The following is a 13,742-nucleotide window of genomic DNA, read 5'->3' on the forward strand; positions in this document are numbered from 1 at the left end:
TGCCGCGGCGCCAAGGCCGCAGGGGCTTCAGCGGACCTCGATCGTCACGCGGCGGTTCCGCGGCTCCGCGACGTCGTCCGCGGTTGGGATGGCCAGGCTGCGCTCGCCCCGGCCGACGGCCTGGATGCGGTTCGCGGGGAACCCTCGGTCCGCAAACATCTGGCGCACTTCCTGGGCGCGGCGGCGGGACAGCTCGTCGTTCCGCTCCAGGGGACCGAGTGTGTCGGTGTGGCCGGTCACCACGATTTCTCCGCCGCTTCTGGCAGCTGCCGCGGCGAGGGCTTCGTTGAACGTGGTTTGGGATTCGATCGTCAAAGCCGTCTCGCCGGCGTCGAAGTAGAGCGTGTAGCGCTGCGGCCGGCCCGGCATCAGGTCGAAGAGGCTGCGGTTTTCCGCTTCAATGCGCACTGGATCGGCTTGGTCGATCGCAGGTGCCCCAGTGGCGCCTCGGCTTGCGGTGGCCCGCTGGTAAGGCTTGGCCAGCACCCCTTCGCCACCGTTGGTGCGGACCACCACCGCCGAAGCGCGGCCATCGGGCTGCGGCAGCAGCACCACGCGGGTGGACGGCGACGAGCAGGCTGCGATCATGCCGCTGGCCGCGGCAAGGGCAGCAAGGCGGCAAAAGGTCACGGTTGGGCGTCGGCCTGCACGATGAAGTCGGTGCCTCGGATGCCGATGGTGGCGGTCTGGGTCTCAACGCGCACGGCGTCAGGCTGCTTCTTGCCGATCAGGCCGGTGATCATGCGCATCGAACCGCGCAGCAGCGACACCAGCAGGCCGCCGTCCTGCGTCGTGGCATCGAAGTGGAATTCCTTCACATCGAGTCGCGAGGAGGGGCCCACGACCATCGTGGTGCCGTCGCGCAGTACCACGCTCGCCGCCGAATTGGCACCCGTCAGCAGGCGATCGATGGGCATCAGCGCATCACCTGCGCTCGCCGGACGCTGTGTGCCGGAGGCGCTCAGCAACTGCACGTCGCCACGGACCGATTTGATGGTGCCCGCCTGAAGTTCCGATGGGGTCGCCGTCTGCGCCAGCGCGGCCCCACTGGTGAGGGCGAGGGCGCAAAGCAGGGTCGTGATTCGATGGTTCATGGTCGCTCCCGGGGTCGTGTGGCACAGAGGCCCGACATGGTAAGCGACTGCCTCCGGCCGACCGCCGAGTCACGATAATTCAGGTCCCACCTGAGGTCTAGTACCGCATTTTTACGCATCATGCCTTCCCATTCACTTCCCCCGACCGGCCTTCGCAGTCCCAAGGCCCTGTTGCGCGTGTCGGTGGCGGTAGCGGTGATCACCATCGTGCTCAAGGGCGCGGCGGGCTATGTAACCAACTCCATGGGCCTGATCTCGGATGCGATGGAGTCCTTTGTGAACCTCGCAAGTGCGATGTTCGCGCTCGCCATGGTGACCATCGCCGCGCGGCCGGCCGACGAAGATCACCCCTACGGCCACCACAAGGCCGAGTACTTCTCTTCCGGCTTCGAAGGCATCCTCATCATCGGCGCCGCACTCGCGATCGGCTGGGCGGCCATCGTGCGGCTGCTGTCGCCGCAACCGATCGAGCAACTCGGTTGGGGGCTGGCGCTGTCGATCGTGAGTTCGGTGTTCAACGCGGTGCTGGCCATGGCGCTGTTCAGGGCTGCCCGCGAACATCGCTCCATCGCGCTCGAGGCCGACGGACGGCATCTCGTCACCGATGTGTGGACCTCCGTGGGTGTCGTGGTCGGGGTGGTCGCGGTGCATTTCACCGGCTGGCTGTGGCTCGATCCGCTGCTGGCGATCGGCGTCGCGATCAACATCGTGCGCGAGGGGATGGCGCTGGTGTGGCGTTCGTCGCAGGGCCTGATGGACCAAGCGCTCGACGCGCCGTCGCGCCAGGCACTCGATGCCGCGCTGGCCCGCTTCGCAGCGCGGGCCGATGGTGGCGCTCTGCGCTTTGACGACATCGTGACGCGCAGTGCCGGGCAGCGCCGCTTCGCCGACCTGCACATGCACGTACCGGGCGAGTGGTCGCTGCAGCGCGCGGCAGCGTTGCGCGATGCGCTCGAGCAGGCGCTGATGGACGCGGTGCCGGGCTTGCGGGTGACGATCCAGTTGCTGCCGCTCAACATGGAAGCTCGCGCCGTGCGCATGGAAGAGCACGAATGAAAGCGCTGCTGCAACGGGTGCGTGAAGCGCGGGTCGACATCGCTGGCGACACCGTCGGTGCCATCGGCGCGGGGCTGCTGGTCCTGCTATGCGCCGAGAAGGGCGACCGCGATGCGCTGGCCGAGCGCCTGCTGGCCAAGATCCTCAAGCTGCGAATTTTCGCGGACGAGGCCGGCAAGATGAACCGCAGCGTGCAGGACATCGGGGGCGGGCTGCTGCTTGTCAGCCAGTTCACCCTGGCCGCAGACGTGAGCGGCGGCAACCGGCCGAGCTTCACGCAGGCGGCGGCGCCCGATGAAGGCCGGCGGCTCTACGACCTGTTCGTGGCGCAGGCGCGTGCTGCGCATCCCGTCGTGGCCACCGGCGTGTTTGCCGCCGACATGCAGGTGCACCTGGTCAACGACGGTCCGGTGACCATCCCGCTGCAGATGACGGCGTAGCGGCCACCCGCGCGTCTACACGTCTACTTGCCGTAGGGGCTGCGGATACCCATCTCGGCGAGGATCTCGATCTCGTAGGCCTCCATCTCGTCGGCGTCGGCATCGCCAGTCTCGTGGTCCCAGCCCTGCGCGTGCAGCGTGCCGTGCACCAGCAGGTGCGCGTAGTGGTCGGCGAGCGTCTTGCTGTTCTCCTTCGCCTCGCGTGCCACCACCGGCGCGCACAGCACCAGGTCGGCCATCACGACCGGGGCCTGCGCATAGTCGAAGGTCAGCACGTTGGTCGCGTAGTCCTTGCCGCGGAACTCGCGGTTGAGTTGCTGGCCTTCGTCCGCATCGACGATGCGCACGGTGATCTCGCCGTCGATGTCCAGTGCATGCCGGATCCACCGCGTGACGCGGTGGCGCGGCAACGCGGCGCGGTGCCGCTCCACGCCCTTGAAGCGCCCGAACTGCAGCGACAGCGACAGAGCCGGCAGCGCCATCACTCGGCTCCGCCGCGCTTGCGCTGGCCGTCGTAGGCATCGACGATGCGCGCGACCATCGGATGCCGCACCACATCGGCGCTGCTGAAGCGCGTGATCGCGATGCCCTTGACGCGCTTGAGCACGCGCTCGGCGTCGATCAGGCCCGACAGTTGCGACTTGGGCAGGTCGATCTGACTCACGTCGCCGGTCACCACCGCCTTGGCGCCGAAGCCGATGCGCGTGAGGAACATCTTCATCTGCTCGGGCGTGGTGTTCTGCGCCTCGTCCAGGATCACGAAGGCGTTGTTGAGGGTGCGCCCGCGCATGAAGGCCAGCGGCGCGATCTCCAGCGCGTTGCGCTCGAAGGCCTTCTGCACCTTGTCGTAGCCCATCAGGTCGTACAGCGCGTCGTACAGCGGGCGCAGGTAGGGGTCGACCTTCTGCGACAGGTCGCCCGGCAGAAAACCGAGACGCTCGCCCGCCTCGACCGCCGGGCGGGTGAGGACGATGCGCTGTACCGCGCTGCGCTCCAGCGCGTCGACCGCGCAGGCCACCGCGAGGTAGGTCTTGCCGGTGCCCGCCGGGCCGATGCCGAAGGTGATGTCGTGCTGGGCGATGTGGTCGAGGTAGGCCGCCTGGGTCGGCGTGCGGGCGCGCAGGTCGGCGCGGCGCGTGACCAGCATCGGGCCGGCCTCGCCCGACTCGGTCATGCCCGAATCGCTCGCGAGGGTGAGCTGCACGACGGCCGGGTCGATCGGCCGCTCGGCGATCTCGTACAGCGCCTGCAGCACCTCCATCGCCTGGTCGGCAATGGCCTTCGGGCCTTCGACCTTGAACTGCTCGTGGCGGTGCGCGATCGTCACGCCCAGCGTGTCCTCGATGCGGCGCAGGTGCTCGTCGAGCGGGCCGCACAGGTGGCCGAGGCGCACGTTGTTCAGGGGCTTGAAGGTGTGGCGAACGATCAAAGGATAATTCCGGCTCTTGAAGGGGTACCCATGATAGGCAAATTGACCGGCACGCTGGCCGAACGCAATCCACCGCAGGTGGTCGTCGACTGCAACGGCGTCGGTTACGAGGTCGACGTGCCGATGAGCACCTTCTACAACCTGCCGCACACCGGCGAGCGCGTGTCGCTGCTGACGCACTTCGTGGTGCGTGAGGATGCACAGATCCTCTACGGCTTCGGCACCCACCAGGAACGCGCTGCCTTCCGCCAGCTCATCAAGATCTCCGGCATCGGCCCGCGCATGGCGCTGGGTGTGCTGTCGGGCCTGAGCGTCGGCGAGCTGTCGCAGATCGTCACGCTGCAGGACGCTGGCCGGCTGGTGAAGATCCCCGGCATTGGCAAGAAGACGGCCGAGCGCCTGCTGCTCGAACTCAAGGGCAAGCTGGGCGCCGACATCGCGCTGCCTGCGCATGCTGCCACCGATGCGCAGGCCGACATCCTGCAGGCGCTGATCGCGCTGGGCTACAGCGACAAGGAGGCCTCGGCGGCACTGAAGGCCCTGCCGAAGGACGCGAGCGTGAGCGACGGCATCAAGTTGGCGTTGCGGGCTTTGGCCAAGTAAGGGCTCAAGGAACCCACCAGTACCGCAGCGCGTGGAAATAGACCGGCGCCGCGAAGATCACCGAGTCGAGCCGGTCGAGCATGCCGCCATGGCCTTCGATCATGTGGCCCCAGTCCTTCACGCCGCGGTCGCGCTTGATGGCCGACATCACCAGGCCGCCGAAGAAGCCCATCAGACAGATGGTCAGTGCCATCAATGCCGCTTGCCACGGTGTGAAGGGCGTGGCCCAGGACAGCGCGGCACCGAGCGCGGTGGCACTGGCCACGCCGCCGATCAGCCCTTCCCACGTCTTCGACGGTGACAGCTCGGGCGCCACCTTGCGCTTGCCCAGCAGCTTGCCCCACACGTACTGCAGCACGTCGCTGCCCTGCACGACGATCACGAGGAAGGCGATGAGCAGCAGGTTGCGGCCTTCGAAACCGGGGATCTGCAGCGTGAGCAGTGCCGGCACATGGCTGATGCAGAAGACGCAGACCATCAGCCCCCACTGGATCTTCGAGGTGCGTTCGAGAAAGCGCTGCGTGTCGCCCCCCACTGCCGCCAGGATGGGCAGCACCAGGAAGGCGTAGACCGGGATGAAGATCGCATACAGCCCGTACCAGTCGATCCAGATCAGGAAGTACTGCGCCGGCAGCGCGATGAAGAAGGCCACCGCGATGGCGGCGTGGTCGCCGCGCCGGGTGTAGGCCAGGCTCATGAACTCGCGCAGCGCGTAGAACGAGATCAGGTAGAACAGCACGATCACGCCGCCCTTGCCGAAGGCGAAGGACAGGCCGATGACCGCCACCATCACCCACCATGCGTTGACGCGCGCATTGAGGTTGTCGATCACCGAATGTGGCTGGCCGTGTGCCACGCGCCATTTCAGCAGCGCGCCGATGGCTGAGGCGAGCACGAGCACGCCGAAGACGCCGCCGAAGAGCATCAGCGTGGTGTGGGTCGAAGCGGAGATGTTCATGGCCTTCAGTCTTCCGCCTTGTCGTACTCGGGGCGCAGGTCGAGCATCGCAGCGCGGGCACGCGCGATGAACGCGTTCTTGTCCTCGCCCTCGGCCAGCACCAGCGGTGTGCCGTAACGCACCGTGCAGGCCAGCGGGATCGGCACCAGCGCGCCCTTGGGCAGCACGCGTTTCAGGTTCTCGATCCACACCGGCACCAGCCGCACCTGTGGGCAGGCGCGCGCCAGGTGGAACAGGCCGCTCTTGAGCGGCAGCAGGATGTCGTCGCCGATGTTGCGCGTGCCTTCAGGAAACATGATGAGCGAGTCACCGGACTGCAGCGCCTCGGTCATCTGCTCGACTGGGTTGGGTGCGCCCGCCGCGGTGCCGCCGTCGCGCCGGATCATCAGCGCGTTGAACACGTCGACGCCGATGAAGCGCCGCATCGACGATGCCTCCCAGTAGTCCTGCCCGGCCACCGGACGCGTCAGCGCGCGCAGGTCGGCCGGCAGCGTGGCCCACAGCAGCACGAAGTCGCCGTGGCTCGTGTGGTTGGCGAAGTAGAGCGTCTGCTCGGCCTTGGGCGTGGTGCCCGACCAGATGGCGCGCACGCCGGTCAAGAGGCGCGCGGCCAGCACGATCGACCAGGCCGAGACGACGGCCGCCGCATGGCGAAGGCCGCTGCGAGGAAGGGAACTCATGGTGACGATGCTTCTTCTTGGGGTGGGAGAGGAGGGGTCAGCGCAAGTCCTGTGTCAGGAGCGCCAGCAGGAACATCGCGCTCTGGCAGGCGACCGCGATGCCGTGGCGCTGCATCAACTGCCGCGCGCCCTGCACCCGGTCGGCGAGCGCGCGTGGTGCATCGGGCGCCTCAGGCGAGTGGCGCAGGCCGAGCTTCTGCAGCGCCACGTCGAGCGTGCTGAGCGAGGGGATGGCGCCACTCGCCAACCCATCGAACAGCCCGACGTCGAGCCGCAGCCGCAGCGCCATGTAGCGCTCGAAGAGGCCGATGATCGCGACCGCGCCGAAGCCCATGCAGGACAGCATCGACAGCGAGCGCCCCGTCAGTGCCAGCACGCCGATGGCAACGAGGCTCAGCCCGAGCCCCCAGGCCGCGACGACGCCGGCCGCCTGCAGCAGGCGGGCCGTGGCGGTACAGAGGGCGCGTTCGTGGTCGGTCATGGGGTGCGAGTGTGCCGGGTCGCGTGGTCGAGGGCCTGCTGCCAGGCAGCACGCAGCACGATCTGCGGCCGCGCACGGCGCACCTGCGCTTCGGCATCGCCGACGCCGGTCGCGCTGCCATGCAGGCGCAGCCAGGCGATGGTGGCCGCTGCGCTGCGCGAGAAGCCGAGCGCGCAGCACACCCACACGGTGTGGCCCGCGCGGCGTTGCGCATCGATGACGTGGGCCGCACGCTGCAGGCGGTGCGGCGGTGGCACGACCAGGTCGAGCATTGGCAGACAGCGTGCGGCGTCGACGCGCGGCAATTGCAACTCGGCGCACAGGCTCACCAGCCGAGGCTGGCCGGCCGCGATCCATTCTTCGTGCGTCGGGATGCGGCCGAGCCGCAGCCCCGGCGCCACCTCGACCGACGCCGGCAGCCGCCGCGTCCAAGCCCAGGCGTTGACCGCCGCGCCGAGCCGGTAGGGCGCGAACAGCCATCGTGCCGCCCAGCGCATTCGGCCGCGGTCGCCCATCTGGAAGCCGTGCGCGCCGAGCGCCGCGTAATTCATCGCGACCAAGGCGAGCGATGCGGCCGGCCAGCACAGCCACAGGCCGAACCCGCCGATGGCCAGCGCGGCGCCAAGAAAGATCAGCGCGCCGACGCCATAGAAACCTGCCAGCTTCCAGCGCTGCGGATCACGCGTGAGACGCCATCCCTGCCGGATCGACGCCACCCGTTCCAGCGGCCACAGCCACACGCACACCAGCCCGAGCAGCGCACCGGTCGGGATGTCGATGAAGTGGTGCTGCCAGGTCGTCAGCACCGACGCGCAGATGGCGAACGCCCACACGTGCAGCACGAGGCGCGCCCACAGCGGGCGGATGAAGCGGCGGTACCAGTCCCACAAGATGACCGCCAGCGCGATGTGCAGCGACGGCGCCTGGTTGAAGGGCTGGTCGAAGCCGCGCAGCGCGTCGAAGAGAAAGGCGGGCGCACCGTTGACCGCCGGCTGGCCGAAGCTGAAGCGCAGCGGCCACAGCACGAAGCAGCTCACCGCGATGACGGTGGCGCTGACGAGCCGCAACGCGTGCCGGTCCATCGTGTGCCGGTCGCGTGCGAGGAAGAGCGAGAGCGCGTAGAAGACGTTGATGGTCCAGTACGGAAAGATGGTCCACGGCCAGAAGGGAATGCCACGCTCCCAGCCGAAGGCCAGCGTCGGCACCACGGCACGCGACGCGGCCCACCCGTTCGCGAAGCCGTAGGTCGCGTAGAACAAGGGGCCGAGCAAGACGAGCCAGGCGATCGCGCGCTTCCAGGGACGTTGCGCGAGCCAGAGACTCATGTCACTGCACGGTGCGGATGGCCAGCGACACGGTGAAGATGCCCCATTCGTCCACGCGCTGGGCGATCTTGCGGAAGCCGGCTTCTTCCACCAGCTGGTCCATCTCGGCCTGCGTGCGGCGGCGCATCACCCAGGCCTCGCCCTGGCGGTGGCTGGTCAGCGCGCGGGCGATCATCTCCAGCTGCGGGTGCCAGGGCTGGCCGGTGTAGACCAGGTAGCCGCGGTCTTCCACCGCATCGCCGACGCCGGCCAGCGAGCGGCGCACCATCTCGTTGTCGGGGAACAGCTCGTACAGGCCCGACACCACGGCCAGCGTCGGCCGCGGCGTGACGGTCGCGAGGCTGATGCGGTCGAAGGCGTCGGCCTGCACGAACGTCGCGACGTTCTGCAGTTCCTTCTCGGCGATGAGCTTGGTGCCGTCGCGCACGTTGATGTCGCTGTAGTCGCGCAGCAGGATCGAGCTGGCCTTCACCGGGCTGGCCTGCACCGCGTCGAGCACATAGCGGCCGTGGCCCGCGGCGATGTCCATCACGCGCACCTCGCGGTGCTGTTCGGCCAGGCGTTCCATCGCTTCGCGGATCAGTTCCTCGACATGGATCTTGCGCTGGCGGATGCCGCGCCAGCCGATGGAGCTCAGGTAGGTCTTGTCGATCGACCGGCCCAGCGCGCCCTTGCCGTCCGGCGCGTTGCGGTAGACGTAGTCGAGCGTGCTGCCCGAATCGAAGCCGGTGTCGTGCCCCAGCTTCACGCCGCGCGAGAACAGGCCACCGAAACGCAGGCTGGCGCGCGTCATCGCCCAGTAGGCGCCGCGCGGCGACCAGGGCGACAGCGGGGCGGCGAGCGCGCGCGACTCGTCGGCCGTCGCGCCTTGCAGGTGCGCCTCACGCAGGTCGACCGGCGGCGTCGGCGCGTCGAAGCGCTGCAGGATGAATTCGCGGATCGACGCCACCACCGGCGCGCGGTCGCGCTCGCCCAGCGTGTCGTGGAAGAAGCCCGGCAGCACCGTCTTCGTCTTGATCGCGCTGCCCAGCTTGTCGAAGAAGCTGTGCTGTGGCTTGTGGTGCACCACCCAGTCGGCGCCCGAGATCAGCAGCTGCACCGGCTGCGTGATCGCGTTGGCATCGGCCACCACGCGGTCGGCCGCCGCGTATAGGTCCAGCAGGATATTCACCGCGATCGGCCGCGAGATGAGCGGGTCGCGCTCGTAGCTGGCGATGCGCTTCGGGTCGTGCGTGAGGAACTTCGGCTTGACGTAGCTGTTGACGAAGAACAGCCCGCGCAGCTTGTGCATCAGCCCGAGCCCGGCACGCGCGAAGGGCACGTAGAGCTTCACCTGGAAGGCCGGCGATGCGAGCGTCAGGCCGCGCACCTTGGGCGCGTAGTCGTGCGCCCAGGTCGAGATCAGCACCGCGCCGACGCTCTGCGCGATGACGTACTGGTCTTTCTCTCGCACGCCGTGCGCGCTGCCGATGTGGTCGACGAAGGTCTGCACGTCGCGCACCGAGGTCGCGAAGCTGGGGCTGTGGCCGCGCGGGCCGGGCGATTGGCCGTGGCCGCGGGCGTCCCAGGCGAAGAAGTCGAAGTCGGGCAGGTCCAGCTCGTCGACCAGGTGCGCCATGCGCGCGCCGTGCTCGTGGCCGCGGTGGAACAGCAGGATGGCACCGCGCCGCGTGGCGCCGGTGGCCGGCCAGTGCCGATAGAACAGCGAGACGCCGTCGTGCGTGGTGAAGTGGTGCTCGTGTGGAACGCGAGGCTGGGTCATGAGGTTCGATTCAGAGAGTGGGGCGCGCGCCGGCTTCGGCCAGTGCGCGCCGGATGCGGTTGACGATGGTCCAGGCGACGAGCGCGGCGAGCAGCGGCATCAGCCAGCCGGCCCAGCCGGGCAGCGGCCAGCCCAGTGCGACATAGAGCCCGAGCGCGCCGAAGACGAAGGCGCGGTCGCTCTTGCCCAGCGGGCCGTCGTAGCGGCGCGAGGCGCCGACCGTGGGGCCGAGCGCGCCGGTGAATTCGCTGAGGCCGGCCAGCACGATCACCGTGCCGACCCAGAAGGGGTGAAAGGGCGCGACGAGCGCGAAGGGCAGGTACAGCGCCGCGTCGGAGAGCACGTCGGTCAGCTCGTTGAGGAAGGCGCCCAGAGCGCTCTGCTGGCCGTGCTCGCGCGCCAGCATGCCGTCGATGGCGTTGAAGGCCATGCGCAGGGCCATCCAGAGCGGGATCAGCACGAAGAAGACGGTACGCGGCGCGGCGAAGAAGAGCCACAGCCCAAGCGCCACCGAGATCGCGCAGGCTGCCAGCGTCACCTGGTTGGCGGTCACGCCTGCGGCGTGCAGTCGCACCACGAGCGGCCGCAGCAGCGCCTGGAAGCGAGGCTTCAGTTCATAGATGGACACGTGGACGGCTCCCTCCTTGGGAGGGGGCATTCTGCCCGAGGGTGTCGTGGCTGCCGGCCGCAGACGACCCAGGCGCGGCCGTTCGGCCGACTAAACTGTTCCTCCAGCCTAGCCTCCCATGACCATCCAGACCGACGACTTCGCCCCCGCCCCGCCACGCGTGGTCTCCGCCGCGCCTGCTTCGCCCAAGGAAGAAGCCATCGAGCGGGCCTTGCGGCCCAAGCTGCTCGACGACTACGTCGGCCAGGTCAAGGTGCGCGAGCAGCTGGAGATCTTCATCGGCGCGGCCCGCAAGCGCGGCGAGGCGCTCGACCATGTGCTGCTGTTCGGCCCGCCCGGCCTGGGCAAGACCACGCTCAGCCACATCATCGCGGCCGAGCTGGGCGTGAACCTGCGCCAGACCTCCGGCCCGGTGCTGGAGAAGCCCAAGGACCTGGCGGCGCTGCTGACCAACCTCGAGCCGAACGACGTGCTCTTCATCGACGAGATCCATCGGCTGAGCCCGGTCGTCGAGGAAATCCTCTACCCCGCGCTGGAGGACTATCAAATCGACATCATGATCGGCGAAGGCCCGGCCGCGCGCAGCATCAAGCTCGACCTGCAGCCCTTCACCCTGGTCGGCGCCACCACCCGCGCCGGCATGCTGACCAACCCGCTGCGCGACCGCTTCGGCATCGTCTCGCGGCTGGAGTTCTACACAGCCGAAGAACTGGGCCGCATCGTCACCCGCAGCGCCGGCCTGCTCAACGCGCCGATGGACCCGGCCGGCGGCTTCGAGATCGCCCGCCGCTCGCGCGGCACGCCGCGCATCGCCAACCGCCTGCTGCGCCGCGTGCGCGACTACGCCGACGTCAAGGGCGACGGCCGCATCACCGAAGACATCGCGCACAAGGCGCTCGCCATGCTCGACGTCGACCCGCAGGGCTTCGACCTGATGGACCGAAAGCTGCTCGAGGCCGTCATCCACCGCTTCGATGGCGGCCCGGTCGGCCTGGACAACATCGCCGCCAGCATCGGCGAGGAGTCGGGCACCATCGAGGACGTGATCGAGCCTTACTTGATCCAGCAGGGCTACCTGCAGCGGACGCCGCGCGGCCGCATCGCGACGCTGGCAGCCTATCGGCACCTCGGCGTGGCGCCGCCCACGCGGGACGGCGACATGTTCGGCACCTGAAAGAACCGCCATGCACACCCGCGACCTGAGCCCCTGGCAACACCACCACCGCTTCGACACCGAGAGCCACGGCGCCGAGCGCAGCACCCGCCTGGTGATGTGGATCACCGCCGCCACCATGGCGCTGGAGATCGGCGCCGGCTGGTGGTTCAACTCGATGGCGCTGCTGGCCGACGGCTGGCACATGAGTTCGCACGCCTTCGCCATCGGCCTGAGCGCCTTCGCCTATGCGGCGGTGCGGCGCTATGCGGCCGACCCGCGCTTCGCCTTCGGCACCTGGAAGATCGAGGTGCTGGCCGGCTTCGCCAGCGCGCTCTTCCTGCTGGGCATCGCGGCGCTGATGGTGGTCGGCTCGCTGGAGCGGCTCTGGTCGCCCGAGCCCATCCACTACCGCGAGGCGATCGTGGTGGCCGTCATCGGGCTGCTGGTCAACCTCGTCTGCGCCCGGCTGCTGGGCGGTGCGCACCATGGGCACGACCATGGCCATGCGCACGAACACGGCCATGACCATAACCATGACCATGACCACGGCCACGCCCATGGCGAAGACCTCAACCTGAAATCCGCCTACCTCCACGTCATCGCCGACGCCGCCACCTCGGTGCTCGCCATCGCGGCGCTGGTCGGCGGCTGGCTGATGGGCTGGCGCTGGCTCGACCCGGCGATGGGCATCGTCGGCGCCGTGCTGGTGGCGGTGTGGGCCAAGGGCCTGCTGCTGCAGACCGGCCGCGTGCTGCTCGACCGCGAGATGGACCACCCGGTGGTCGACGAGATCCGCGAAGGCGTCGAGCACGGCCTGGCCGATTCGCACACCCGGGTGGCCGACCTGCATGTCTGGCGCGTCGGCCGCAACGCCTATTCGTGCGCGCTGACGGTGGTGACCCACTCGCCGACGCTCGACGCGGCCGCCGTGCGTGCGACCTTTTCGATGCACGAGGAAATCGTGCATTCGACCGTCGAGATCCAGCGCTGTGCCGGCGACGAGCCCCCACACCTGGTGATGTAGCGTCGCTTCTGGCACCATCCGGGCCATCGGCCCCTTGCCGCCCTCCGTGAACGGACCCGCCATGAAAGCGCTTCAAAGCCCCCTTGCGAAGAAAGTCCTGGCCGACAACCAGGCGCGCACGCAGCTGCGCCAGGTGGTGTCGCTGGCGAGCCGCCGCGGCGAGCCCGACGCGAGCGAGCCCACCATCCTGCTGCGCGAAGGCGCCACGGTGCGCCGCCTGACCGCCGTGGTCGTCCCCAAGGCGGCCTGACGCCGCCCGCGAACCGCGATGAACGTCGCGCTGCCGGCGCTGGTCATCTTCCTGCTCGTCCTCCCCGGTTTCGTCTTTCGCAGCCGCTTCAAGCGCGCAGAGCGCACCGCCCTCGACTACGCGCCCTTCGGGCGGGTCGTCGCCGAAGCCGTGCTCTGGGCCTGCCTGCTGCACGGGCTGTGGCTCTTCGGGGCGTGGCTCTTCCTCGGTGAAATCCTTCGCTTCGATCTGCTGCTGGGCCTGCTCTCGTCCAGCCCGGCCACGCAGACCGCGGCGGTCGCCAGCGTCGGCGCGCTGGCCGGGCCGGTGGCGCGCTACTTCGGCACGCTGCTGGCCGCGAGCGTCGTGGCGCCCACGCTGCTGCGGTCGCTGATCACCTGGCGCCGGCTCGACCGGCTCGGCCACTGGCTGGCACCCGTCGCGCGCTTCCACGACGCGCCCTGGTACTACCTGCTCACCGGCGCCGACTTCGAGCGCGCCGAGTTGCCTGACCTGATCAAGGTGGCCGCCGTCGTCGATGTCGCCGGCCAGCCCGTGGTCTACCAGGGCTTTCTCGAAGACTTCTATTTCACCCCCGACGGCGCGCTCGACCGGCTGGTGCTGCAGGGCGTCGGCCGCCGCCCGCTCAGCGGTGACAAGGCGCTCGACGCCGCGCCGGGCGACCCGGCCGGCGAGGAGCGCTTCTATCCGGTCGAGGGCGATTATTTCGTGCTGCGCTATGCCGAGGCGATCACGCTGAACATCCAGTACCTGCGGCTGGAAGAAGAGACCGAGCCGGCTCCTCCGGCTGCCTGAACGGCTCCGCACACGCGGGTGGCGTGCGCGCCACGTCACCGAAGCGTCACGCCGTCGCCAC

The 13,742-nt window shown here is 69.0% G+C and carries 17 protein-coding genes; 7 read left to right on the top strand and 10 right to left on the bottom strand.

Features of this window, described 5'->3' with window-relative positions:
• Nucleotides 1-27: 27 nt before the first annotated feature.
• Both ACSFBE_RS06395 and ACSFBE_RS06400 read right to left on the bottom strand, forming a co-directional pair.
• Nucleotides 28-630, bottom strand: coding sequence for an OmpA family protein (locus tag ACSFBE_RS06395; protein ID WP_435489549.1), 603 nt, complete (start codon nucleotides 628-630; stop codon nucleotides 28-30).
• Nucleotides 627-1,094 (bottom strand): FecR family protein, encoded by a 468-nt coding sequence (locus ACSFBE_RS06400; protein ID WP_435489550.1) that lies wholly within the window; start codon nucleotides 1,092-1,094, stop codon nucleotides 627-629. The genes ACSFBE_RS06395 and ACSFBE_RS06400 overlap by 4 nt, the downstream gene beginning before the upstream one ends.
• Before the next feature lie 120 nt (nucleotides 1,095-1,214).
• On the opposite strand from ACSFBE_RS06400, the gene ACSFBE_RS06405 reads away from it, so the two are divergent.
• Nucleotides 1,215-2,150 carry a cation diffusion facilitator family transporter gene (locus ACSFBE_RS06405; protein ID WP_435489551.1) on the top strand — a complete coding sequence of 312 codons (936 nt, stop codon included), beginning with the start codon at nucleotides 1,215-1,217 and terminating at the stop codon, nucleotides 2,148-2,150.
• The gene (gene dtd, locus ACSFBE_RS06410) at nucleotides 2,147-2,590 is read left to right on the top strand and encodes a D-aminoacyl-tRNA deacylase (RefSeq protein WP_435489552.1); all 444 of its coding nucleotides are present in this window, start codon (nucleotides 2,147-2,149) and stop codon (nucleotides 2,588-2,590) included. Before ACSFBE_RS06405 ends, dtd begins: the two co-directional genes overlap by 4 nt.
• A 23-nt stretch (nucleotides 2,591-2,613) precedes the next feature.
• Here the strand turns inward: dtd and ybeY are convergent, their stop codons facing one another.
• Together ybeY and ACSFBE_RS06420 are read right to left on the bottom strand one after the other, a co-directional pair.
• Entirely contained in the window at nucleotides 2,614-3,072 is a 459-nt protein-coding gene (gene ybeY / locus ACSFBE_RS06415) for an rRNA maturation RNase YbeY (RefSeq protein WP_435489553.1), read from the bottom strand.
• Entirely contained in the window at nucleotides 3,072-4,019 is a 948-nt protein-coding gene (locus tag ACSFBE_RS06420) for a PhoH family protein (protein WP_435489554.1), read from the bottom strand. The genes ybeY and ACSFBE_RS06420 overlap by 1 nt, the downstream gene beginning before the upstream one ends.
• Nucleotides 4,020-4,049: 30 nt before the next feature.
• On the opposite strand from ACSFBE_RS06420, the gene ruvA reads away from it, so the two are divergent.
• Nucleotides 4,050-4,622 (top strand): Holliday junction branch migration protein RuvA, encoded by a 573-nt coding sequence (gene ruvA / locus ACSFBE_RS06425; RefSeq protein ID WP_435457148.1) that lies wholly within the window; start codon nucleotides 4,050-4,052, stop codon nucleotides 4,620-4,622.
• Between the two features lie 4 nt (nucleotides 4,623-4,626).
• On the opposite strand, the gene ACSFBE_RS06430 is transcribed toward ruvA, so the two are convergent.
• The 6 genes from ACSFBE_RS06430 to ACSFBE_RS06455 are packed head-to-tail and all read right to left on the bottom strand — an operon-like array spanning nucleotide 4,627 to nucleotide 10,456.
• Nucleotides 4,627-5,580, bottom strand: a complete 954-nt coding sequence (locus tag ACSFBE_RS06430) for a phosphatidate cytidylyltransferase (protein ID WP_435489555.1) — start codon at nucleotides 5,578-5,580, stop codon at nucleotides 4,627-4,629.
• A gap of 5 nt (nucleotides 5,581-5,585) precedes the next feature.
• A complete protein-coding gene (locus tag ACSFBE_RS06435; protein ID WP_435489556.1) occupies nucleotides 5,586-6,260 on the bottom strand; it encodes a lysophospholipid acyltransferase family protein in 675 nt (224 codons plus the stop codon).
• Nucleotides 6,261-6,297: 37 nt separating this feature from the next.
• Entirely contained in the window at nucleotides 6,298-6,741 is a 444-nt protein-coding gene (locus ACSFBE_RS06440; RefSeq protein ID WP_435489557.1) for a hypothetical protein, read from the bottom strand.
• A complete protein-coding gene (locus tag ACSFBE_RS06445) occupies nucleotides 6,738-8,066 on the bottom strand; it encodes a phosphatase PAP2/dual specificity phosphatase family protein (protein ID WP_435489558.1) in 1,329 nt (442 codons plus the stop codon). Before ACSFBE_RS06445 ends, ACSFBE_RS06440 begins: the two co-directional genes overlap by 4 nt.
• 1 nt (nucleotide 8,067) lies before the next feature.
• Nucleotides 8,068-9,828, bottom strand: a complete 1,761-nt coding sequence (locus ACSFBE_RS06450; protein WP_435489559.1) for a bifunctional alpha/beta hydrolase/class I SAM-dependent methyltransferase — start codon at nucleotides 9,826-9,828, stop codon at nucleotides 8,068-8,070.
• 10 nt (nucleotides 9,829-9,838) lie between these two features.
• Complete coding sequence (locus ACSFBE_RS06455) at nucleotides 9,839-10,456, bottom strand: CDP-alcohol phosphatidyltransferase family protein (protein WP_435489560.1); 618 nt, start codon at nucleotides 10,454-10,456, stop codon at nucleotides 9,839-9,841.
• A 118-nt stretch (nucleotides 10,457-10,574) separates the two neighbouring features.
• Here ACSFBE_RS06455 and ruvB point away from each other — a divergent pair, with 118 nt between their 5' ends.
• From ruvB to ACSFBE_RS06475, 4 genes are all read left to right on the top strand, one after another.
• The gene (gene ruvB, locus ACSFBE_RS06460) at nucleotides 10,575-11,630 is read left to right on the top strand and encodes a Holliday junction branch migration DNA helicase RuvB (RefSeq protein ID WP_262073501.1); all 1,056 of its coding nucleotides are present in this window, start codon (nucleotides 10,575-10,577) and stop codon (nucleotides 11,628-11,630) included.
• A gap of 10 nt (nucleotides 11,631-11,640) precedes the next feature.
• On the top strand, nucleotides 11,641-12,636 hold the full coding sequence (dmeF, locus tag ACSFBE_RS06465; RefSeq protein ID WP_435489561.1) for a CDF family Co(II)/Ni(II) efflux transporter DmeF: 996 nt from the start codon (nucleotides 11,641-11,643) through the stop codon (nucleotides 12,634-12,636).
• A gap of 61 nt (nucleotides 12,637-12,697) precedes the next feature.
• Entirely contained in the window at nucleotides 12,698-12,886 is a 189-nt protein-coding gene (locus tag ACSFBE_RS06470) for a hypothetical protein (protein ID WP_435489562.1), read from the top strand.
• Between the two features lie 18 nt (nucleotides 12,887-12,904).
• Nucleotides 12,905-13,681: a hypothetical protein gene (locus tag ACSFBE_RS06475; protein ID WP_435489563.1), complete on the top strand. Its 777-nt coding sequence runs from the start codon at nucleotides 12,905-12,907 to the stop codon at nucleotides 13,679-13,681.
• The last annotated feature ends 61 nt before the right edge of the window (nucleotides 13,682-13,742 follow it).

The organism is Variovorax sucrosi, assembly GCF_051216635.1.
GTDB lineage: Bacteria > Pseudomonadota > Gammaproteobacteria > Burkholderiales > Burkholderiaceae_C > Variovorax.